A 21,626-nucleotide genomic window follows, 5' to 3' on the forward strand; every position below is an offset into this window, starting at 1 on the left:
AAAACGCCAGGTGGCAACTTCGCCTTACCCGGCTAAAGGGGGAGTATGTAAGCCCGGTAAGCGCAGCGCCACCGGGCGGGAGGGTTACAGCATATGTTCAGTGCGCGCGATGATATCGTCCTGCGCATCCGGTGAGAGAGCGGTGAAGAAGGCGGAATAACCTGCTACACGCACCACCAGGTCACGGTACTGATCCGGGTGTTTTTTGGCTTCCAGCAGCGTTTCACGAGAAACGATGTTGTACTGAATATGCCAACCTTTGTGCTCTTCAAAGAAGGTACGCAGCAGAATCATCAGCTTTTGTTTGTCAGACTCATTTTCCAGCGTGGCCGGGTTCAGCTTCTGATTTAATAGCACACCACCGAGAATCGAACCGGTCGGCAGTTTACCCACCGAGCCAATTACCGCAGTTGGGCCGAGATGGTCCGTACCGGAAGCCGGGCTTGCGCCTTCTGCCAGTGGAGTGTGTGCTTTACGGCCATCCGGCGTTGCCATTGTTGCTGCGCCAAACGGCACGTTTGCAGAAATAGACGAGGTCCCGGCGTAGTAATTGCCGCCAACCGGACCACGCCCGTAACGCGGATTATGATACTGTTTCAGTTCATCGATATAAGTCTGATAAGCGCGGGCCAGCAGCGTATCAACGCTATCGTCATCGTTGCCATATTTCGGTGCGCCGTTGATTAGTCGTTGGCGTAACTGCTCATGGGTCAGACCGTCAAAATCATCGGCCAGCGCGGCGGCCAGTTGTTGTTGACCGATAGCGCCCTGTTCAAAGACCAGTTTCTTCACTGCTGCCAGGCTGTTGCCGAGGTTGGCGATACCCACCTGCAAACCTGATACCCAGTCATACTTCGCGCCGCCTTGCTTAATGCTTTTCGCGCGTTCGATACAGTCGTCTACCAGCGCGGAGCACAGAATATCGTGTACGTTCTCTTCCAGCATGGTGTCAACGACATACTCGATTTCAATGGATTTACGCGTGTAGTAGCGAATCTGTGTATCCCAGGCATCCATCACTTCATCGAAATTGTTGAAGTTGCCAGCTGAGAGCGCTTTTTCCTGCGGCAGGAAGACTTTGCCGCTGGTGGCATCGCGTCCGCCTTCCAGCGCCGCCAGCATCACGCGGGCAAAGTTAATAAAGCTCATGCCGGTGCAGCGGTAGCCCCATTTGCCGCCAACGGCGGTTTCGATGCAACCAATCGCTGCATAGTCATAGGCGTCTTGCGGTTCAATGCCCAGCTTAATGAATTCCGGAATGACGATTTCATCGTTGTTAAAGGCTGGCATCCCGAAGCCGCAGCGGATCACCTGCACGCAGGCATCAAGGAAGTCATTACTCATCCCCGCGTGATAACGCACGCTCAGGTTCGGCTGAGTAGAACGCAGGCGGCCACATGATTCCAGAATGGCGTAGGAGAGCGGGTTGACGGCATCCATCGCCTGACCGCTGACCAGGTTCTGGCCACCTATGGTTACGTTCTGATAGAGCGGGCTGCCCGCTGAGGCTTTCGAATGGGAGCCGGAACGGATTTTGTTCACTTCCAGCAGTTTCAGCCAGCAGCTGTGCAACAGCTCAATGGCGTGCTCACGATCGAGGCTCTGATTCAGTTCTACGTCGCGACGGTAGAACGGGTAGAGGTACTGATCCATACGGCCAAACGATACTGAGTGACCGTTAGATTCAATTTGCAGAATCAACTGGATGAAATAGCACAACTGCAACGCCTGCCAGAATGTTTTTGGTGGCTCATGGGCAATCACATCACAGTTTTCCGCCATGGTCAGCAGTTCATCACGACGGCTGGTGCGCGTTTCTGTGGACGCCATTTTACGCGCCAGCGCGACAAAGCGCTCAATGTGCAGGCTGACGGCCTCCAGCACGATATCAATCGCTTTCAGGAACTGATCGCCGTGGAGATCGTCCAGACACGTCAGATTGATGCGGGAGCGACGTTCATCGACCTTGTGGCGCAGGCCGTCGAGACCTTTTTCCAGTAGTAGCGGGAAGTTCACCGCCAGGTGTGCGTCGCCGGAGGTCATATTACCTTCGGCTTTGATAATGCCGGTTTCCAGCAGCCCTTTCTGCTCGTCAGTGAACATCCCGTAGCAGCGATCCTGCACGGTCTGACCACGCCACCACGGACACACCTCATGTAATACGCGTTTATTCTCTTCGCTTACCGCAAAGCCGGCACCCGGTCTGTCGGCGAGGTCGTCGATCTCTTTTTCAATCCAGGAGACGGTGTATTCCGGGAAGATCGGCGCGGCGCGCACTTCGCTTGCCTGGTTACCGATAATCAGTTCGTCATGCTTGATCCAGATGGTGCGTTCCGCCAGATGATGGGCCAGCGCCAGCGCGCGGCGTACCGGGAGCGGCTTATCCAGGTGTTGCTGATACATCTCGGTATAGTGCTGGGCGCGCTCGGTACAAACCGGCGGTTTCACGATGTGGATCAGGGCTGTTTTATGCGCTTTGATACGATCGCTGAGTGTGTCCAGTTTCAGAGTGGTCATGGCGATTATCCTCGTAGGGTCGCGGTTAAACCTTTAAGGCTGGCATACTGCTGGGCAAATTCGAGCAGTGCAGGCGCATCAAGCGGTTTATCCGGTGCGTTGTAGGGTTGACTGAGTAAGTGGTATTTGTTGATACCAAGGGTGTGGTAGGGCAAAAAATGAATCTCCCCGACGTGAAGCTCGTCGGCAGCAAAATCGGTAATAGCCTGGATGGCGGCTTCGTCAGCGTTGAATCCCTGAATCAGCGGTACGCGGATAATCATTTTTTTACCAGCTGCGGCCAGTTTTTTTAGATTTTCCAGCACACGAGAGGCGCTGCCATCGGTCCACTGTTTAAACGGCGCATCCGCCACGTGTTTTAGATCGGCCAGAAACAGATCGACGTCAGATAATGATGGTTCAATATATTTCCACGGGACATGCAGGCAGGTTTCCACTGCGGTATGAATGCCGGCGTCGTGGCTGGCTTTGAGCAAAGAAGCCGCCAGCTCTGGCTGCATAAACGGTTCACCACCGGACAGGGTGAGGCCCCCTCCGCTGCGATCGTAAAACGGTTTATCACGCAATACGGTCGCCATGATTTCGTCCACGCTTTTTATCTCTCCACAGACGGTTAGCGCCTGCGTTGGACAGCAGTGGGTCAGCGCCGTCAGATCGTCATCGGTCAGTTTTTCGCGATGAATCAGCAACCCGCTTAGTGCCCGCTCAATTACTGCGGGTGCTGCCTGAGTACAAAGATCGCAACCATCAAGGCACAGGCGTGCGTCATAGAGCAGATCCTGCGTACGGGCGCGACTTTCCGGATTCTGGCACCACCGACAGCCCAGGGAGCATCCCTTAAGGAACACCACAGTACGGATCCCGGGACCATCATGCGTGGAATAGCGCTGGATATTGAAAATCATAAGCGACCTCTTTTCTTTCATATAAAGATTAAATTACTTTCGAATGAAAGTTATATTGACGTGCGTCAACTAACTGTGAGGTTTCGCCGTGCTACCTTTTATTCATGCCAATAATTCGTTTGAGGAAAGGTTATGGAACTCTATTTAGATACGTCTGATGTTGATGCGGTAAAAGCTCTGGCGCGCATTTTCCCGCTGGCAGGGGTGACCACTAACCCGAGCATTGTGGCGGCGGGGAACCAGACGCTGGAAGTACTACTGCCGCAACTGCAGGAAGCGATGGGAGGACAAGGCCGTCTGTTTGCTCAGGTGATGGCGACCACCGCCGAAGGGATGGTTAGCGATGCGCGTAAGCTGCGGGCAATCATTGCTGATATCGTGGTCAAAGTGCCGGTAACAGCAGAAGGTCTGGCGGCTATAAAATTGCTGAAAGAAGAAGGGATCCCGACGTTGGGTACTGCGGTATACGGTGCAGCTCAAGGGTTATTGGCTGCACTGGCAGGTGCGGAATATGTTGCGCCATACGTTAACCGCGTGGATGCGCAAGGAGGGGATGGCATTCAGACGGTGACCGACCTGCAGACGTTACTGAAAATGCATGCCCCGCACGCCAAAGTACTGGCAGCCAGTTTTAAAACGCCGCGTCAGGCGCTGGATTGCCTGCTGGCAGGCTGCGAGTCCATCACGCTACCGCTGGACGTTGCTCAGCAGATGATTAGCTCTCCGGCAGTTGATGCTGCCGTCGCGAAGTTTGAGCACGACTGGCAGAGCGCATTCGGTCGCACATCTATTTAAACGAGAGTGCCGGGATGTAGTCCCGGCATTATTGCGTACATGATTCCGTCAAAATGAATGTGTTGCAGTTGTACGCTTTTATCTGTGAATCCCCCTCGTAAAACCGACAAAGTCGGCATGCGACCCGTCATCATGGCAGGTACAGTCGTGTCATCATGTTAATCAGGTGACGGACCGCCATGAAAAAATCACCCACATCCACGCCGCACGATGCGCTATTTAAAACGTTTTTAAAATACCCGGAAACGGCGCGCGATTTCATTGAAATCCATCTTCCCTCCACGCTACGAACGCTGTGCGATTTTTCGACATTAAAGCTGCAACCGACCAGTTTTATCGAGGATAACTTACGTGCATATTATTCCGATGTACTTTGGTCGATGAAAACCAGTGAAGGGCACGGCTATATTTATGTCGTAATCGAACATCAAAGCCGCCCGGATGTTCATATGGCATTTCGCCTGATGCGTTATGCGATAGCGGCAATGCAAAGTCACCTCGACGCCGGGCATAATACGTTACCTTTAGTTGTGCCGATGCTGTTTTATCACGGAATCGATACACCTTATCCCTTCTCTCTATGCTGGCTGGATGAGTTTTATAATCCAACACTTGCACGTCAGCTCTACCTGTCAGCTTTTCCGCTGGTAGATATTACCGTTGTTCCAGATGAAGAAATTATGCAGCACCGACGCATTGCTCTTCTGGAACTGATTCAAAAGCATATTCGTCAGCGAGATTTGATGGGGTTGGTGGACAAGCTGGCCGCGCTGTTGGTTACCGGAAGCGCTAATGACAGCCAGCTAAAAGCGCTGTTTAATTACCTGCTAATCCAGCACGGTCACAAACCGCGCTTTGGACGATTTATGCGCAAGCTGGCGCAGCGGGTACCCGAACACAAGGAGAGTACAATGAATATTGTGGAAAAAATACGTAGGGCAGGACAGCGAAAGGGGATGCGGGAAGGAATGCAAAAAGGCTTGGTTGAAGGCCGCCGCGAGGAAGCGTTACGCATTGCTCACTCAATGCTGGACGATGGTCTCCCACGGGCGGTCATCGTGAGGATTACTGGGCTTTCTGAAGATGACGTTAAATCACTGACGTATTGAACGTATATTAATTCAGCCCCGGATAACAAACGCCGCCGGGGCTTTCGTTTATTGCCCGCAGACCTCGCACCCCGGATTACGCATCAGCTTCATTTCGCGAAACTGGCAGGTCATGGCATCGTACATGACGATTTTTCCGGATGCCGGTTTACCGTAGTTTGCCAGCAGCTTAATGGCTTCCATCGCCTGTAACGAGCCGATCACGCCGATCAGCGGGGCCATCACTCCGGCTTCTACGCAGGTCAGGGCGTTTTCACCGAACAAACGGCTCAGGCAACGGTAGCAGGGCTCGCCTTCCTGATACGTAAAGACGGTAATTTGCCCTTCCATGCGAATTGCTGCACCGGAAACCAGCGGAACTCTGGCGGCAAAGCATCCGGCATTCAGCTGATTGCGGATGCTGACGTTATCCGTACAGTCCAGCACCAAATCGTGTTCGGCAATAAGCGCGTGAATCTCGCTATCGTCCAGCAGCGCATTCACCGGCGTAATGGCGATATAAGGGTTAATCCGCGTTAGCGCGTCACGAGCGGATATCACTTTTGGTTGCCCTACGGTTGCATCGCTGTGCAGCGTCTGGCGTTGGAGGTTCGACACGGAGACCGTGTCAAAGTCGAGCAGGGTTAAATGCCCGACGCCAGCACCAGCAAGGTACTGGGTTGCAGCACATCCCAGTCCCCCCAGACCAACGACCAGTACCCGCGCATCTTTGAGCGCTTCCTGACCTTCGAAATCGAAGCCGCGCAGAATGATTTGCCGGTTATAGCGCATCATCTCCTGGTCGCTGAGTTCTGCCATTACAGACCTCCAAACAGTGCGTTAAATGGCTCAACTTCAACCCATTCTCCGACCTCAACGTTACCGCGATCGCGCTCCAGCACAATAAAGCAATTGCCCTGGCTAAAGGAGCTAAAAATATGCGAGCCTTGGTGCCCGGTGGTAGTGACTTCCAGTTCGCCTTCCGCGGTACGCTGCAATACACCACGCTGAAAATCCAGACGCCCTGGCGTTTTCTTCAGGCGTGAAGCGGTGCGCACGCGCTGGCGCGGAGGCAACCCACAGGCGGTGTTGCCGCTGAGTTTCGCCAGCAGCGGTTGTACCAGTTGATAAAAGGTGAGGGCAGCAGACACCGGGTTACCCGGCAGGCCGCAAAACCAGCTGTTGCTCAGTTTGCCAAAGGCGAACGGTTTACCGGGTTTGATAGCCAGCTTCCAGAAGGCAATTTCTCCCAGCTCTTCCAGAATGGTTTTGGTGTAATCCGCTTCGCCTACCGAAACGCCACCAGAGCTGATGACAACGTCGGCCTGGCTGTCGGCTTCGATAAATGCGGCCCGCAGCGCGTTGGGATTGTCGCGAATAATCCCTAAGTTGATCACCTCGCAGCCCAACTGCTGCAGCATCAGGTGAACGGTCAGACGGTTTGTGTCATAAATCTGCCCGTCGCCCAGCGGCTGACCCGGCAATTGCAGCTCATCACCGGTGGAGAACAATGCCACGCGGACTTTACGCACAACGGGGACCTCGGCAATACCGAGCGAAGCCAGCACGGGAAGCTCGGCGGTTGTCAGACGAGTTCCTGTGGGGAATACCACCGCGCCGTTTGCAATATCTTCACCGCGCAGACGAATATTTTGTCCGCTGCGGACGTCGGAGGTAAAACGCACACCGTCGTCAGTTTGTTCCGTTTGCTCCTGCATTACCACGGCTTCACAACCGGCAGGCACCGGGGCTCCGGTCATAATACGGATGCAGGTTCCCGCAGGCCACCCGCCGTGAAATGGCTGTCCAGCAAAGGCTTTGCCAGCCACCGCAAGAGGCTGGTCTGATTGTAAATCGGCTAATCGCACCGCATAGCCATCCATTGCCGAGTTATCGAATCCCGGCACATCAATCGGGGAGACGACGTCGGTGGCCAGAATGCGGCCAAAGCATTGAACCAGCGGCAGCGTTTCGACGGCGGTGAGTGGGGTAATACGCGAAAGCATCTGAGAAAGAGCCGTTTCAAGCGGCATCAGTCCGGCGGTAAATTCCATGAGAAGACTCCTGCGGGGCAAAATCGAATCCGCTCATTATGTCAGAAAATGGACGCGGACAGTATGCTACCTCAGGCTTAGGATCAGATCTGATACAGGTTTTCTGCCAGAGATTAGCGCTACAGGAAAAATGCAGTATAGACTCATGATTTCTGCTTTTTCTCCAGGAGGCTAAATGTCTGCGACTATCCCGGATTCAATTCGACGACAGGTGAATGCCGCCAGTGCACTGATTGCGCGGATTATCGAGGGCGACCTGGTTGCTGTTCATTTGTATGGCTCTGCTGTTGAAGGTGGCTTAAAGCCCCAAAGCGATATCGATTTACTGGTTACCATTAGGCAGCCACTTAATACCCGGCAAAGAAAAGATCTGATGCAGGGTTTTCTGGAAATATCAGCCCCGCCTGGTAGCGTTGATAGATATCGGGCGCTGGAAGTGACCATCGTGATCTATTCACAACTTGTACCCTGGCAATTCCCACCGTCAAGAGAAATGCAATTTGGCGAATGGTTGCGTGACGATATTCGCGCGGGAATTGTTGAACCGACACAGGTGGATCCTGATCTTTCCATCCTGCTGACCCAGGCCAGGCGCGCCAGCGTAGCGTTGTTCGGTGAAGCCGCTGAGACGTTATTCAACGTCATTCCTTTTAGCGATGTCGTGCAAACATTTCGGCATATTCTTGATATGTGGCAGAAAACGGGCGATTTAGAGGGTGACGAGCGAAATATCATCCTTACTCTGGCGCGTATTTGGTACAGCCTGGTTACGGGCAATATTGTCGCTAAAGATGAAGCCGCCGCCTGGCTTATACCGCAATTACCCGTTGAGTATGCTGACACGCTGCAAGCCGCGCGTGCGGAATACCTGGGGTTAACCAAAAAGAACAGGGCTGCGTCTATGCCGTCTGTTGAACGCTTTGTGTTTTATGCAAAAAAACAGATTGCCGATCGGCTTGAATAATATATTCAACGATGTTGGAAGATCCCCTTTCTGATTAACTCATCTAAATAACCTGATGGGATGGGGGGTGAGGTACGGGCCTTAACCTTTACATGACGTCTGCATCTTTCTATATTCAAAAATCGAATCAATAAGTCACAGAAATTCTGATATTTATAACCCCGGTACCTGCCACCTAATGGACGAAAAAAATGGGTAAAGCAGTCATTGCAATTCACGGCGGCGCAGGGGCTATTACCCGTTCGCAGCTGAGCCAGGAGCAAGAGTTGCGTTATATACAGGCGCTGTCGGATATCGTTGAAACCGGCCAGCGGATGCTTGAAGACGGTCGTAGCGCACTGGATGTCGTTACCGAGGCCGTGCGCCTGCTGGAAGAGTGTCCATTGTTTAATGCCGGAATTGGCGCGGTGTATACCCGTGATGAAACCCATGAGCTGGACGCCTGTGTGATGGACGGTAATACGCTGAACGCAGGCGCCGTCGCCGGGGTAAGCCATCTGCGAAACCCGATTCTCGCGGCACGGCTGGTAATGGAACACAGCCCACACGTCATGATGATAGGTGAAGGGGCTGAAAACTTTGCCATTGCGCAGGGTATGGAGCGCGTATCAGCGGATATTTTCTCGACGCCAGAACGCTACGCTCAACTTCTGGCGGCGCGAACAGCGGGTGAAACGGTGCTGGACCATAGCGCGAGCCCGCTGGATGAAAACAACAAAATGGGTACCGTGGGTGCGGTCGCGTTAGATATGTTTGGCAATCTGGCGGCAGCAACATCGACCGGCGGGATGACCAATAAATTACCGGGGCGGGTGGGTGACAGTCCGTTGGTTGGCGCAGGCTGTTATGCCAATAATGCAAGTGTGGCAGTCTCCTGCACCGGAACCGGAGAAGTCTTTATTCGTGCTTTGGCGGCCTATGACATTGCGGCGTTGATGGACTACGGCGGTCTGAGTTTATCCGAAGCGTGTGAACGCGTAGTGATGGAAAAATTACCGGCGCTTGGCGGCAGCGGCGGTTTAATTGCTATCGATCATGAAGGCAATGTCGCTTTGCCGTTTAACAGCGAAGGCATGTACCGCGCCTGGGGATACGCAGGTGATACGCCAACCACCGGTATTTATCGGGAAAAAGGAGATAGTGTTGCCACACAGTGATGAGCTTGATGCCAGCGATGTGCTGGCAGTCAGCAATCTGAATATTGCCTTTGAACAGGAGCAGCAGCGTGTCAGCGCAGTGCGCAATCTGTCATTTCGCCTGAAGCGTGGCGAAACGCTGGCGATAGTCGGCGAGTCTGGTTCTGGTAAGTCGGTGACCGCCTTGTCGCTGATGCGTCTGATTGAACAGTCCGGCGGCGAGGTGAGCTGCGATGAAATGCTCCTCCGACGCCGTAATCGACAGGTTATTGAGCTGGGTGAACAGAGCGCATCACAAATGCGTCACGTGCGCGGTGCGGATATCGCGATGATCTTCCAGGAGCCTATGACATCGCTTAATCCGGTGTTTACCGTGGGCGAGCAAATTGCCGAGTCTATCCGCTTGCACCAGGGTGCCAGTCACGAAGAGGCGATGGTAGAAGCGAAGCGAATGCTCGATCAGGTGCGTATCCCCGAGGCGAAGGCGATTTTATCGCGTTATCCACACCAGCTTTCCGGCGGTATGCGCCAGCGGGTGATGATCGCCATGGCACTGTCGTGTCGCCCTGCGGTTTTAATTGCTGATGAGCCGACAACCGCGCTGGATGTCACCATTCAGGCGCAGATCCTGCAACTGATAAAAGTGTTGCAGCAGGATATGTCGATGGGAGTGATCTTTATTACCCACGATATGGGCGTTGTGGCGGATATTGCCGACCGCGTGCTGGTGATGTATCAGGGCGAGGCGGTAGAAACCGGCAGCGTTGAGCAGATTTTTCACGCTCCCCAGCATCCTTATACCAAAGCGCTGCTGGCAGCCGTGCCGCAGCTTGGGGCAATGAACGGGCATGAACTTCCGCGCCGTTTCCCGCTTATTTCATTACACGATCCCAGCCATGTAGAGCCACAGACCGAACAGGATACCGTGGTTGAAGGCGAGCCAATTTTGCAGGTACGTAACCTGGTGACGCGTTTTCCTCTGCGTAGCGGCATTCTAAATCGCGTAACTCGCGAGGTGCATGCAGTGGAAAACGTCAGCTTTGACCTGTGGCTGGGAGAAACGCTATCGCTGGTGGGGGAGTCGGGCTGTGGGAAATCCACCACCGGGCGGGCGCTGTTGCGCCTGGTTGAGTCTCAGCGTGGGGAAATCATTTTCAACGGACAGCGTATTGATACCCTTGCTGCCAGCAAGTTGCAGCCGCTGCGTCGGGATATTCAGTTTATCTTCCAGGATCCGTATGCCTCGCTCGATCCACGTCAGACGGTGGGATATTCCATTCTGGAGCCGCTACGGGTGCATGGGTTATTGCAGGGGGATGCGGGGTCAAAACGAGTTGCATGGCTGCTGGAACGCGTAGGATTGCTGCCTGAGCATGCCTGGCGCTATCCGCACGAGTTTTCCGGCGGTCAGCGTCAGCGTATCTGTATTGCACGGGCATTGGCACTCAATCCCAAAGTGATTATTGCCGATGAATCTGTCTCGGCGCTGGATGTTTCAATTCGTGGGCAAATTATCAACCTGTTGCTCGACCTGCAGCGGGAAATGGGAATTGCATACCTGTTTATTTCCCACGATATGGCGGTGGTGGAACGGATCAGTCACCGTGTGGCGGTGATGTATCTCGGGCAAATCGTTGAGATTGGCCCCCGACGCGCGGTGTTTGAAAATCCGCAACATCCGTATACGCGCAAACTGATGGCGGCAGTACCGGTTGCCGATCCATCGCATCACCGACCACAGCGTGTGCTGTTGTCGGATGATATCCCCAGCAATATCCGCAAGCGCGGCGAAGAGATTTCCCCCGTGTCGTTACAGTTAGTTGGCCCGGGGCATTATGTTGCGCGTGGGCAACCAGAAAATGCGCTTTCACGTTTATAACAGGCAGACAGGGTTTAAGGAGAATAACATGACAAAAATTGTTGCTCGGAAATGGCTGGTTGCTGTGGGAGTGGCCTCTGCGCTGGCCGCATCGCCTGGCTGGGCGGCCAAAGACGTGGTGGTGGCGGTAGGATCCAATTTCACCACGCTTGACCCCTATGACGCGAATGACACATTGTCGCAGGCGGTAGCGAAGTCGTTTTATCAGGGACTGTTTGGTCTTGATAAAGAGATGAAGCTGAAAAATGTGCTGGCAGAGAGCTATACGGTTTCTGATGACGGCCTGACTTACACTCTTAAGCTGCGTCAGGGCGTGAAATTTCAGGATGGTACCGACTTCAACGCCGATGCGGTTAAAGCCAACCTCGACCGCGCCAGCAATCCGGAAAACCGTCTGAAACGCTACAACCTGTATAAGAATATCGATAAAACCGAAGTCGTCGATCCGTCGACGGTGAATATTACGCTGAAACAGCCATTCTCTGCTTTTATCAATATTCTGGCACATCCGGCAACGGCAATGATTTCTCCCGCCGCGCTGGAGAAATACGGTAAGGAGATCGGTTTCCACCCTGTGGGGACCGGGCCGTACCAGCTTGATACCTGGAATCAGACAGATTTTGTGAAGGTTAAGAAGTTCGCGGGTTACTGGCAGGAAGGGCTGCCAAAGCTGGATACGATTACCTGGCGTCCGGTGACCGACAACAACACGCGTGCGGCCATGCTGCAGACCGGGGAAGCGCAGTTTGCCTTCCCGATCCCTTACGAGCAGGCGGCGTTACTGGCGAAGAACAAAAACCTGGAACTGGTGGCCAGTCCGTCTATTATGCAACGTTATATCAGCATGAACGTCACGCAAAAACCATTCGACAACCCGAAGGTGCGTGAAGCGCTGAATTATGCCATCAACCGCCAGGCGCTGGTGAAAGTGGCGTTTGCGGGTTATGCCACGCCAGCAACGGGCGTTCTTCCTCCGTCGATAGCCTATGCGCAAAGCTATACGCCATGGCCATACGACCCGGCGAAAGCGCGCGAACTGCTGAAAGAAGCAGGTTATCCGAACGGTTTTACCACCACGCTATGGTCTTCGCATAATCACAGTACCGCGCAGAAAGTGCTGCAATTTACCCAGCAGCAGCTGGCGCAGGTGGGAGTTAAGGCTCAGGTAACAGCGATGGATGCCGGCCAGCGCGCGGCGGAAGTAGAGGGTAAAGCGCAGAAAGAGAGCGGGGTGCGGATGTTCTACACCGGCTGGTCTGCCTCTACGGGGGAAGCTGACTGGGCGCTGTCACCGCTATTTGCATCACAAAACTGGCCGCCAACACTGTTTAATACGGCGTTCTATAGCAATAAGCAGGTGGACAGTGATTTAGCGGCAGCGTTGCAAACCAACGATCCGGCGCAGAAAGCGAAGCTGTACAAGGATGCGCAGGATATTATCTGGAAAGAGTCGCCGTGGATCCCACTGGTAGTGGAAAAACTGATTTCGGCGCACAGCACCAGATTGACCGGGTTCTGGATTATGCCGGATACCGGATTTAGCTTTGATGATGCGGATTTAAAATAAGCTATTCATTCGGCCCCGCTAACCAGGGGCCGGCGAAGGGAGCGTGATGCTTAACTATGTTTTCAAGCGCCTGCTGGGGTTGATTCCAACTCTGTTGATTGTTGCGGTGCTGGTGTTTTTATTTGTTCACCTGTTACCCGGCGATCCGGCCCGGCTGATTGCCGGACCGGAAGCTGACGCCGAGGTGATTGAACTGGTACGCAAGCAGTTGGGGCTGGACCAACCGCTGCATATTCAGTTCTGGCATTACATGACCAACGTGTTGCAAGGCGATTTTGGCACGTCGATGGTTTCTCGTCGCCCGGTTTCCGAAGAGATAGCCAGCCGTTTTATGCCGTCGTTATGGCTGACAATTGCGAGTATGGCATGGGCTGTGTTATTTGGTATGACGGCGGGGATCATTGCAGCCGTATGGCGCAATCGCTGGCCGGACAGGTTGAGTATGACGCTGGCGGTCACCGGGATCTCGTTCCCGGCGTTTGCGCTTGGCATGCTGCTCATGCAGATATTCTCCGTTGAGCTCGGTTGGTTACCCACCGTTGGCGCTGACACCTGGCTGCACTATATCCTCCCGTCTATTACGCTGGGCGCGGCGGTGGCTGCGGTGCTGGCCCGGTTTACCCGCGCCTCGTTCGTCGATGTGCTCAGCGAAGACTATATGCGCACCGCGCGGGCTAAAGGGGTGAGTGAGACCTGGGTGGTGTTAAAACATGGTCTGCGTAACGCGATGATCCCGGTGGTCACCATGATGGGACTACAGTTTGGCTTTTTGCTTGGTGGATCAATCGTGGTTGAGAAGGTGTTCAACTGGCCTGGGCTTGGGCGACTGCTGGTGGACTCCGTCGAAATGCGCGACTACCCGGTGATTCAGGCCGAGGTGCTGTTGTTTTCTCTGGAGTTTATTCTTATCAACTTAGTGGTGGATGTGCTTTACGCCGCCATTAATCCGGCTATCAGGTACAAGTAAGGATGCGATTTTTTAACTGGCGCCGACAGGCGATTTTGAATGCAATGCCCCTTGTTAAGCCAGAGCAGATACGCACACCGTGGCATGAGTTCTGGCGTCGTTTTCGTCGACAGCACATGGCGATGTTCGCTGGGCTGTTTGTATTGCTCCTGATCATGGTGGCGATTTTTGCTCGCTGGTTGACGCCATTTGATGCCGAAAATTACTTCGATTATGACCGTTTGAATGATGGGCCGTCGATGCTGCACTGGTTTGGTGTCGATTCTCTGGGACGAGATATCTTTAGCCGCGTGCTGGTTGGCGCCCAAATCTCGCTGGCGGCAGGAGTCTTTGCCGTGTTTATTGGCGCTGCGATTGGCACAGTGCTGGGTCTGCTGGCGGGATACTACGAAGGTTGGTGGGATCGGCTGATTATGCGTATCTGCGATGTGCTGTTCGCCTTTCCCGGCATTCTGCTGGCGATAGCCGTGGTCGCCGTGCTGGGCAGCGGCATTGCGAACGTGATTATCGCCGTGGCCATTTTCTCCATTCCTGCTTTCGCGCGTCTGGTGCGCGGAAATACACTGGTGCTGAAGCAACAGACGTTTATTGAGTCTGCGCGCAGTATTGGTGCCAGCGATACGACTATCATTTTTAACCATATCCTGCCGAGTACGGTTTCATCGATCGTGGTCTTTTTTACCATGCGAATTGGCTCGTCGATCATCTCTGCCGCGAGCCTGTCATTTCTGGGATTAGGCGCACAGCCGCCGACGCCGGAGTGGGGGGCAATGCTTAATGAAGCGCGTGCTGACATGGTGATCGCGCCGCACGTGGCGATTTTCCCGGCGGTAGCGATATTCCTGACGGTGCTGGCGTTTAACTTACTGGGAGATGGTCTGCGCGACGCGCTGGACCCGAAGATAAAAGGATAAATTACAGGCCGGATAAGACGTAACGCTTATCCGGCCTACGGTTGAGTTACGCTTATTAAACGCGTGAACCCCACAGATCGTATTCATCTGCGTTTTCGACCTTCACGCGGATGATATCACCAGGTTTCACCTTGGTTTCACCATTCAGGTATACCGCGCCGTCGATTTCCGGAGCATCAGCCATGCTACGACCAATTGCGCCTTCTTCGTCAACTTCATCAACGATAACCAGAATCTCGCGGCCCACTTTCTCTTGCAAACGTTCAGCAGAGATCTGCTGTTGCAATTGCATAAAGCGGTTCCAGCGTTCTTCTTTCACCTCTTCCGGGATTTGATCCGGCAGGTCATTAGCGCCAGCGCCTTCTACCGGGCTGTATTTAAAGCAGCCCACGCGATCCAGACGTGCTTCCTTCAGGAAGTCGAGCAACATCTGGAAGTCTTCTTCCGTTTCACCCGGGAAACCAACAATGAAGGTGGAGCGCAGCGTCAGTTCAGGGCAGATTTCACGCCACTGCTTGATGCGCGCCAGCTGTCTGTCTACGGAGCCTGGGCGTTTCATCAATTTAAGAATACGCGGGCTGGCATGCTGTAACGGGATGTCCAGATACGGCAGGATTTTCCCTTCTGCCATCAGCGGGATCACGTCATCAACGTGCGGGTAGGGGTAGACGTAATGCAGGCGCGTCCAGATCCCCAGTTTTGATAACTGTTCGCACAGATCAACCATGCTGGTTTTGACCGGCTCGCCGTTATGGAAACCGGTACGATGCTTCACATCCACACCGTACGCAGAGGTATCCTGAGAGATTACCAGAATCTCTTTCACGCCCGCATCGACCAGACGTTTGGCTTCGCTGAGGACGTCGCCAATCGGACGGCTCACCAGATCGCCGCGCATGGATGGAATAATGCAGAACGTACAGCGGTGGTTACAGCCTTCAGAAATCTTCAGATAGGCGTAGTGGCGCGGAGTCAGCTTGACACCCTGCTCAGGAACCAGGCTCAGGAACGGATTATGCTTTGGTTTGGGTACGTAATGATGAACGTGCTCCAGAACCTGCTCGTAGCTATGCGGCCCGGTGATTTCCAGCACCTTCGGGTGGACTTCACGGATTTGATCGACTTTCGCGCCCAGACAACCGGTGACGATCACCTTGCCGTTTTCGTTCAGCGCTTCGCCGATTGCTTCCAGGGATTCCTGAACCGCACTGTCGATAAAGCCGCAGGTATTAACGATAACCATATCCGCGTCGTCGTAGCTTGGCACGACATCATAGCCTTCGGTACGAAGTTCGGTCAGGATGCGCTCAGAATCGACGAGGTTTTTCGGGCAGCCGAGGGAGACAAAGCCGATTTTCGGCTGGTGGGTTACATTGCTCATAGCGTAAAAAGTGTTCAGTTATTGGAATATTCAGGGCAGGGATTCTACAGAGTTCTGAACAAAAATTGTATCGCAATCTCATACCATCAGCGGCCTGCCGGGCGCGGAATTAAAGATTATTTGTAAATTATGTTAATTTTAAGTGATGGATTGATCCTGGACACGACTTTGTTCAAAAAACAACCATACTATTAAGTTGCACCATAGTTGGAAAGAGGAGGAACAAAGTATGGTTGTTGACAGACTGAGAACCGATCTTCTCAACAAATTGATAAACGCCCGTATCGAACTTGCCGCTTATCTGCTGTTGAGAAAGGCGAAAGGCTACATGTCAGTCAGCGAGAGCGATCGTCTGCGTGATAATTTTTTTGCACTGAATCGCGAATTGCACGAACAATCACAGCTTCACGGTATGCATCTTGATCAGGAAGAGTGGAATGCCCTTCATCGTGCTGAAGGGGCGTTAGCCGCCGCCGCTGTTTGTCTTATGAGTGGACACCATGATTGTCCAACGTTTATCGCCGTTAACGCAGAGAAACTGGAAAACTGCCTGACAACGCTGACGCTGAGTATCCAGAGTTTGCAATCTTACCCAACGCTGGAACACGTCTGAATCAGGGGGAGGGCGCTCCCCCTTTTTGTTAAGATTATGTAAATATAACTGGGTGATTCCCCTTGCTGGCTACGCTTTATGCAGAGCCATTAAGGAGGTGTTATGCGTCTACTCTTTCTCTGTGCTATCCCACTTGCGCTATTTTCCTCTTATGCCATCGCGGTAAAAGTGGAAGTGCTGCAAACCAAACTCGATCATCCATGGTCACTGGCTTTTTTACCCGATAACCGAGGTATGCTCATTACGCTCAAAGGTGGGCAGCTTCGACTCTGGCAGGCTGATAAAGGGCTTTCCGACCCGCTAACCGGCGTACCCAAAGTCTGGGCGAATGGTCAGGGCGGATTGCTTGATGTGGTGTTAGCTCCGGACTTTGAACGATCCCGCCGGGTGTGGCTAAGCTTCGCTGAAGCCGACCGTGAAGGCAAAGTGGGCACCGCGGTAGGCTACGGGCGATTGAGTGACGATCTCAAACATTTGCAAGGGTTTCAGACCGTTTTTCGCCAACAGCCAAAGCTTTCCACCGGAAACCATTTTGGTGGACGTCTGGTATTTGATGGCAACGGCTATCTGTTTATTGGCCTGGGGGAGAATAATCAACGCGCTACCGCCCAGGATCTGGATAAGCTGCAGGGCAAGGTCGTACGGCTTACCGATGAGGGCAAAATTCCACCGGATAATCCGTTTGTGAACATGGCGGGAGCGCGGGCAGAGATTTGGTCGTATGGCACCCGCAACCCGCAGGGTATGGCGATGAATCCGTGGAGTGATGTGTTGTGGCTCAATGAGCATGGCCCACGCGGAGGCGATGAAATTAATATCCCCGAGAAAGGGAAAAACTACGGTTGGCCTATCGCGACCTGGGGTGTTAACTACAGTGGTTTGAAAATTCCCGAAGCAAAAGGTCAAATTGTTGCTGGCACGGAACAACCCATCTTTTACTGGGAAAAGTCGCCAGCGGTCAGCGGAATGGCTTTTTATAATAGCGATACCTTTCCACAGTGGCGGCAGAAGTTGTTCATCGGCGCGTTGAAAGATAAAGAAGTGATCGTACTGAGCGTTAAAGGGAATACGGTCACTGAGGATGGTCGTCTGTTGCAGGAAAGGGGGCAACGGATCCGTGATGTGCGCGTCGGACCAGACGGTTATTTGTATGTACTAACCGACGAGTCCGACGGGGAATTACTGAAAGTGAGTCCCTGATTGAATTAGCTGACCGGGATCATCACGATTTTTTGAAACGCCGGGCGCTCGGTCAGTTGTTGATACCAGCGCTCCAGATGAGGGCGCGGGGTCCAGCTCAGGCCAACGTTGAACAGGTTATAGATGAACGGCGCAACGGCGATATCGGCAGTGCCAAATTCAGCGCCGGAGAACCATGGCTGGTCCGCCAGCGCGTTATCCAGAATGGCAAACAGGTTATCGCAAACTTGCTTACTGGCCTCAATGGCCGCTAGATCGCGCTGATCGGCAGGTGTTCTGACCAGGCCAAATAAGATAACCCGATGCGCGGGGCTTAGCGTCTGATTTGCCCAGTCCATCCATTTTTCGCCGACGGCGCGCGCGGCCGGAGCGTCAATCCACAAACGTTTTTGTCCGTACTGAGCGGCCAGATAGCGGACAATGGTATTGGATTCCCACAGAACAACGTCCGTTTCATCATCGCGTAGCAACGGGACCAGTCCGTTCGGGTTTAGTGCCAGATAGTCGGCATCGCGGTTACCGCCATGCTGTCCGCCCGCCAGAATTTGGTTATACGGCAGTTCCAGTTCCTCGAGCGTCCACAATACTTTTTTTACGTTGGTCGAGTTATTGCGACCCCACAGTGTAATCATAGTAACCCCGCAAATTAATTGAGCAGCTTTATGGCTGCAGATGCCATCTGACTAGCTCACATGGTGGGGTAAACCTAATATTTACGCAACAAAGTCTAAAAAAATCGTGCCAGGAGCAGCGCAGCGCGGCGTTATTGCATAAACTTTAAAAACTTTACCAACTTACGGTTTCTTTAAGCTCGTTAGTGCGTTATTACTCACCGCACTTATTTTACACGTCATCCATCAGACTTTTTCTGCATGGGTTGGTCGAGGTCGCTTGGCCGGTTTTGTGTAAACACGGTGTGGTATGACGTGGTTTTTTGGAATGGATACTCGGGTGGCATTTATGACGCAATACTTCTCTTCACTTCGCAGCTTTGCTGCAGGTTCTGCACTCTTAATCCTTTTGGCGCCGACCGTACAGGCGGCGGAGCAACCGACGGCCCCGCCGAGCGTGGACGCGCGCGCGTGGATTCTGATGGATTACGCCAGTGGCAAGGTGCTGGCGGAAGGTAATGCTGATGAGAAACTGGATCCTGCCAGTCTGACCAAAATCATGACCAGCTATGTGGTTGGGCAGGCGCTGAAGGCCGGAAAAATTAACCTCAACGACATGGTCACCGTGGGCAAAGACGCCTGGGCGACCGGTAATCCAGCCCTGCGCGGTTCGTCGGTCATGTTCCTCAAGCCCGGCGATCAGGTTGCGGTGTCAGATCTGAATAAAGGCGTTATCATTCAGTCAGGTAACGATGCCTGTATTGCACTCGCTGATTACGTTGCCGGCAGCCAGGAATCCTTTATTGGTCTGATGAACGGCTATGCGAAAAAACTGGGGCTGACCAACACTACTTTCCAGACGGTGCACGGCCTGGATGCGGCAGGACAGTTCAGTACCGCACGTGATATGGCGCTGCTCGGGAAGGCGTTAATTCATGATGTGCCGGAAGAGTATGCTATTCACAAAGAGAAAGAATTTACCTTCAATAAAATTCGTCAACCGAACCGCAACCGTCTGCTGTGGAGCACCAATCTTAACGTGGACGGAATGAAAACCGGGACCACTGCCGGGGCGGGATACAACCTGGTGGCTTCCGCGACCCAGGGCGATATGCGCCTGATCTCCGTGGTGCTGGGGGCGAAAACCGATCGCATTCGTTTTAATGAGTCAGAAAAGCTGCTGACCTGGGGCTTCCGCTTCTTTGAAACCGTTACGCCGATCAAGCCGGATGCGACTTTCGTTACTCAGCGCGTATGGTTTGGCGATAAGAGTGAAGTGAATTTGGGTGCCGGAGAAGGTGGTTCTGTGACCATCCCGCGTGGCCAGCTCAAAAACCTGAAGGCCAGCTTTACCCTGACTGAACCACAGCTAACAGCACCGCTGAAGAAAGGTCAGGTTGTGGGCACTATCGACTTTCAGTTGAACGGAAAATCTATTGAGCAACGTCCGTTGATGGTGATGGAAGATGTGCAAGAGGGTGGTTTCTTTAGCCGCATGTGGGACTTTGTGATGATGAAATTCCACCAGTGGTTTGGTGGTTGGTTCTCTTAATCTTACCTATTGCCGGATGGCGCAATCGCCGTCCGGCAGTATCTCTTAATACTTCAGCGTGATACGTTGCGCTTTAGCGTACTCAACAAACTCATCGTCAGGGCGGTTATCACTGATGATGGTATCAAAGCGTTTTAATTCCCCCATCCTCGCAGGCCGCACCTTGCCAAACTTGCTGTGATCGACCACCAAAACGTGATGCTGCGCCATCGACATTGCCCAGTGCTTCACCGGCAGTTCTTCCAGATTAAAACAGGTCGCGCCTTTCTCGATATGAACGCCTGCCGCGGAATAAAAGGCGATATCCGGACACAGATTGTTCAGCGTTTCCTGGAAGTCGAGCGGTTTAAAAATCGCGTTACTGGCATGGAATTCGCCACCACACAGAATGACGCGGCACTGCGGTTTTTCCTGCAGCACCAGAAACGTATTCAACGAGTAGCAGATTGCGGTGAAGGGCAGTTCATTGTCGATCGCTTCAATGATCCACGGTGTGGTAGTACCGCAATCGAAAAAGATGGTCTGATGTGCCTGCACGAGACTCGCCGCCAGCTGGGCGGCGCGACGTTTTTCATCAACCAGACGGGATTTTTGATCGCTGATTAAATAATGGTTAGCGCTGCGGGGTTCCAGAACAATATAGCCCCCGAGCAGTACGACGGGAGCATCATGATTATTCAGGTCGCGACGAATGGTCATCTCAGACACGCCCAGCAACGTTGCGGCTTCTTTGAGGTGTAATTTATCGCTGCGTTTCAGCGCCTGCAGTAATTGACCAATACGCTCGTCGCGTCGAGTTTCCATAGTTCCCCTGGAGAATAGAATAAGTGCTCAGTTTCGCGCTTAATACTACTCTTTTTACCGTGGGTTAGTCACGTACCCAACCTTTACGGATGGGGAGGGCGAAGCAGGCGCGATAGCAAGTTTGCAAGCCGAGGTACAGGGTCGCGCCAAAGCGCTGCCAGATCATCTGGGCGCTCAGACAGCCGATCAACCCAGCCAGTAATCCGCCCAGCATATCCAGCGGCCAGTGTACGCCAAGGTAAACCCGCGACCAGGCAATCGCCACGGCAACGACCATCAGCAGAGCGCCCGTCCACAGGCGATGCCAGAACAGGAAGGCCAGTGCAAAGGTAAAGATAACCGTACCGTGGTCACTCGGGAAAGAATCATCTGCCGCATGATGCAGGAAGTTGTAACCGATGTGGTTTACAAACGGGCGATCGTGAGGGAACAGATGTCCCATCAGCCAGGAAATCGTCAGACCAACTATCAACGCAATGGCCATTTTGATGACCAACTGGCGCTGGAGCGTAACCTGACCACGCGGCCCCCAAAGCCAGAGCACAACGGCTAACAGCGGCACAATGCTGATCAGATCTTTGGCAATGAAAATGGCGAGCGAAATTGCCCTTTGCGCAGAGTCGGGTGTTGCATTGATCAGGTAAAAAAGTGAGTTGTTCAGATTTTCCAGCATAACGTC

The 21,626-nt window shown here is 53.3% G+C and carries 19 protein-coding genes; 11 read left to right on the plus strand and 8 right to left on the minus strand.

Annotation, left to right across the window (positions count from 1 at the left end; all coding sequences use genetic code 11):
- Positions 1–84: 84 nt before the first annotated feature.
- Together OGV98_RS17090 and OGV98_RS17095 are read right to left on the minus strand one after the other, a co-directional pair.
- Positions 85–2,517: a glycyl radical protein gene (locus tag OGV98_RS17090; RefSeq protein ID WP_286551734.1), complete on the minus strand. Its 2,433-nt coding sequence runs from the start codon at positions 2,515–2,517 to the stop codon at positions 85–87.
- Positions 2,518–2,522: 5 nt separating this feature from the next.
- Complete coding sequence (locus OGV98_RS17095) at positions 2,523–3,422, minus strand: glycyl-radical enzyme activating protein (RefSeq protein ID WP_003845444.1); 900 nt, start codon at positions 3,420–3,422, stop codon at positions 2,523–2,525.
- Between the two features lie 132 nt (positions 3,423–3,554).
- Between OGV98_RS17095 and fsa the strand changes: the two genes are divergently transcribed.
- Complete coding sequence (gene fsa / locus OGV98_RS17100; RefSeq protein ID WP_003836983.1) at positions 3,555–4,217, plus strand: fructose-6-phosphate aldolase; 663 nt, start codon at positions 3,555–3,557, stop codon at positions 4,215–4,217.
- Between the two features lie 179 nt (positions 4,218–4,396).
- Complete coding sequence (locus OGV98_RS17105; RefSeq protein ID WP_202580657.1) at positions 4,397–5,326, plus strand: Rpn family recombination-promoting nuclease/putative transposase; 930 nt, start codon at positions 4,397–4,399, stop codon at positions 5,324–5,326.
- 48 nt (positions 5,327–5,374) lie between these two features.
- On the opposite strand, the gene moeB is transcribed toward OGV98_RS17105, so the two are convergent.
- Both moeB and moeA read right to left on the minus strand, forming a co-directional pair.
- Entirely contained in the window at positions 5,375–6,124 is a 750-nt protein-coding gene (moeB, locus tag OGV98_RS17110; protein WP_049016251.1) for a molybdopterin-synthase adenylyltransferase MoeB, read from the minus strand.
- The gene (gene moeA, locus OGV98_RS17115; RefSeq protein WP_202580656.1) at positions 6,124–7,359 is read right to left on the minus strand and encodes a molybdopterin molybdotransferase MoeA; all 1,236 of its coding nucleotides are present in this window, start codon (positions 7,357–7,359) and stop codon (positions 6,124–6,126) included. The genes moeB and moeA overlap by 1 nt, the downstream gene beginning before the upstream one ends.
- 175 nt (positions 7,360–7,534) lie before the next feature.
- Here moeA and OGV98_RS17120 point away from each other — a divergent pair, with 175 nt between their 5' ends.
- From OGV98_RS17120 to gsiD, 6 genes are all read left to right on the plus strand, one after another.
- Positions 7,535–8,323, plus strand: coding sequence for an aminoglycoside adenylyltransferase family protein (locus tag OGV98_RS17120; protein WP_202580655.1), 789 nt, complete (start codon positions 7,535–7,537; stop codon positions 8,321–8,323).
- A gap of 191 nt (positions 8,324–8,514) precedes the next feature.
- Complete coding sequence (gene iaaA, locus OGV98_RS17125) at positions 8,515–9,480, plus strand: beta-aspartyl-peptidase (protein WP_003836974.1); 966 nt, start codon at positions 8,515–8,517, stop codon at positions 9,478–9,480.
- Positions 9,467–11,338: a glutathione ABC transporter ATP-binding protein GsiA gene (gsiA, locus tag OGV98_RS17130; RefSeq protein WP_202580654.1), complete on the plus strand. Its 1,872-nt coding sequence runs from the start codon at positions 9,467–9,469 to the stop codon at positions 11,336–11,338. Before iaaA ends, gsiA begins: the two co-directional genes overlap by 14 nt.
- Positions 11,339–11,366: 28 nt before the next feature.
- Entirely contained in the window at positions 11,367–12,905 is a 1,539-nt protein-coding gene (gene gsiB / locus OGV98_RS17135) for a glutathione ABC transporter substrate-binding protein GsiB (RefSeq protein WP_088902498.1), read from the plus strand.
- A 46-nt stretch (positions 12,906–12,951) separates the two neighbouring features.
- Positions 12,952–13,872: a glutathione ABC transporter permease GsiC gene (gene gsiC / locus OGV98_RS17140; RefSeq protein ID WP_003836970.1), complete on the plus strand. Its 921-nt coding sequence runs from the start codon at positions 12,952–12,954 to the stop codon at positions 13,870–13,872.
- A gap of 2 nt (positions 13,873–13,874) precedes the next feature.
- Positions 13,875–14,786: a glutathione ABC transporter permease GsiD gene (gsiD, locus tag OGV98_RS17145; protein WP_279279015.1), complete on the plus strand. Its 912-nt coding sequence runs from the start codon at positions 13,875–13,877 to the stop codon at positions 14,784–14,786.
- 55 nt (positions 14,787–14,841) lie between these two features.
- Here the strand turns inward: gsiD and rimO are convergent, their stop codons facing one another.
- On the minus strand, positions 14,842–16,167 hold the full coding sequence (gene rimO, locus OGV98_RS17150) for a 30S ribosomal protein S12 methylthiotransferase RimO (protein WP_003035305.1): 1,326 nt from the start codon (positions 16,165–16,167) through the stop codon (positions 14,842–14,844).
- Between the two features lie 229 nt (positions 16,168–16,396).
- On the opposite strand from rimO, the gene bssR reads away from it, so the two are divergent.
- Both bssR and OGV98_RS17160 read left to right on the plus strand, forming a co-directional pair.
- Positions 16,397–16,780, plus strand: coding sequence for a biofilm formation regulator BssR (gene bssR, locus OGV98_RS17155; RefSeq protein ID WP_003845496.1), 384 nt, complete (start codon positions 16,397–16,399; stop codon positions 16,778–16,780).
- A 102-nt stretch (positions 16,781–16,882) separates the two neighbouring features.
- Complete coding sequence (locus tag OGV98_RS17160) at positions 16,883–17,980, plus strand: PQQ-dependent sugar dehydrogenase (RefSeq protein ID WP_202580645.1); 1,098 nt, start codon at positions 16,883–16,885, stop codon at positions 17,978–17,980.
- A gap of 5 nt (positions 17,981–17,985) precedes the next feature.
- On the opposite strand, the gene OGV98_RS17165 is transcribed toward OGV98_RS17160, so the two are convergent.
- A complete protein-coding gene (locus tag OGV98_RS17165; protein ID WP_003836961.1) occupies positions 17,986–18,612 on the minus strand; it encodes a glutathione S-transferase family protein in 627 nt (208 codons plus the stop codon).
- A 328-nt stretch (positions 18,613–18,940) separates the two neighbouring features.
- Between OGV98_RS17165 and dacC the strand changes: the two genes are divergently transcribed.
- Positions 18,941–20,143 carry a serine-type D-Ala-D-Ala carboxypeptidase gene (gene dacC / locus OGV98_RS17170; protein ID WP_003035316.1) on the plus strand — a complete coding sequence of 401 codons (1,203 nt, stop codon included), beginning with the start codon at positions 18,941–18,943 and terminating at the stop codon, positions 20,141–20,143.
- A 45-nt stretch (positions 20,144–20,188) separates the two neighbouring features.
- On the opposite strand, the gene deoR is transcribed toward dacC, so the two are convergent.
- Together deoR and ybjG are read right to left on the minus strand one after the other, a co-directional pair.
- Complete coding sequence (gene deoR / locus OGV98_RS17175) at positions 20,189–20,947, minus strand: DNA-binding transcriptional repressor DeoR (RefSeq protein ID WP_003836960.1); 759 nt, start codon at positions 20,945–20,947, stop codon at positions 20,189–20,191.
- A gap of 64 nt (positions 20,948–21,011) precedes the next feature.
- Complete coding sequence (gene ybjG, locus OGV98_RS17180) at positions 21,012–21,620, minus strand: undecaprenyl-diphosphate phosphatase (protein ID WP_200018073.1); 609 nt, start codon at positions 21,618–21,620, stop codon at positions 21,012–21,014.
- Between the last annotated feature and the right edge of the window lie 6 nt (positions 21,621–21,626).

Origin of the sequence: Citrobacter sp. Cf136, from assembly GCF_030333815.1 — a bacterium.
In the GTDB taxonomy this organism is placed as follows: Bacteria; Pseudomonadota; Gammaproteobacteria; order Enterobacterales; family Enterobacteriaceae; genus Citrobacter; species Citrobacter freundii.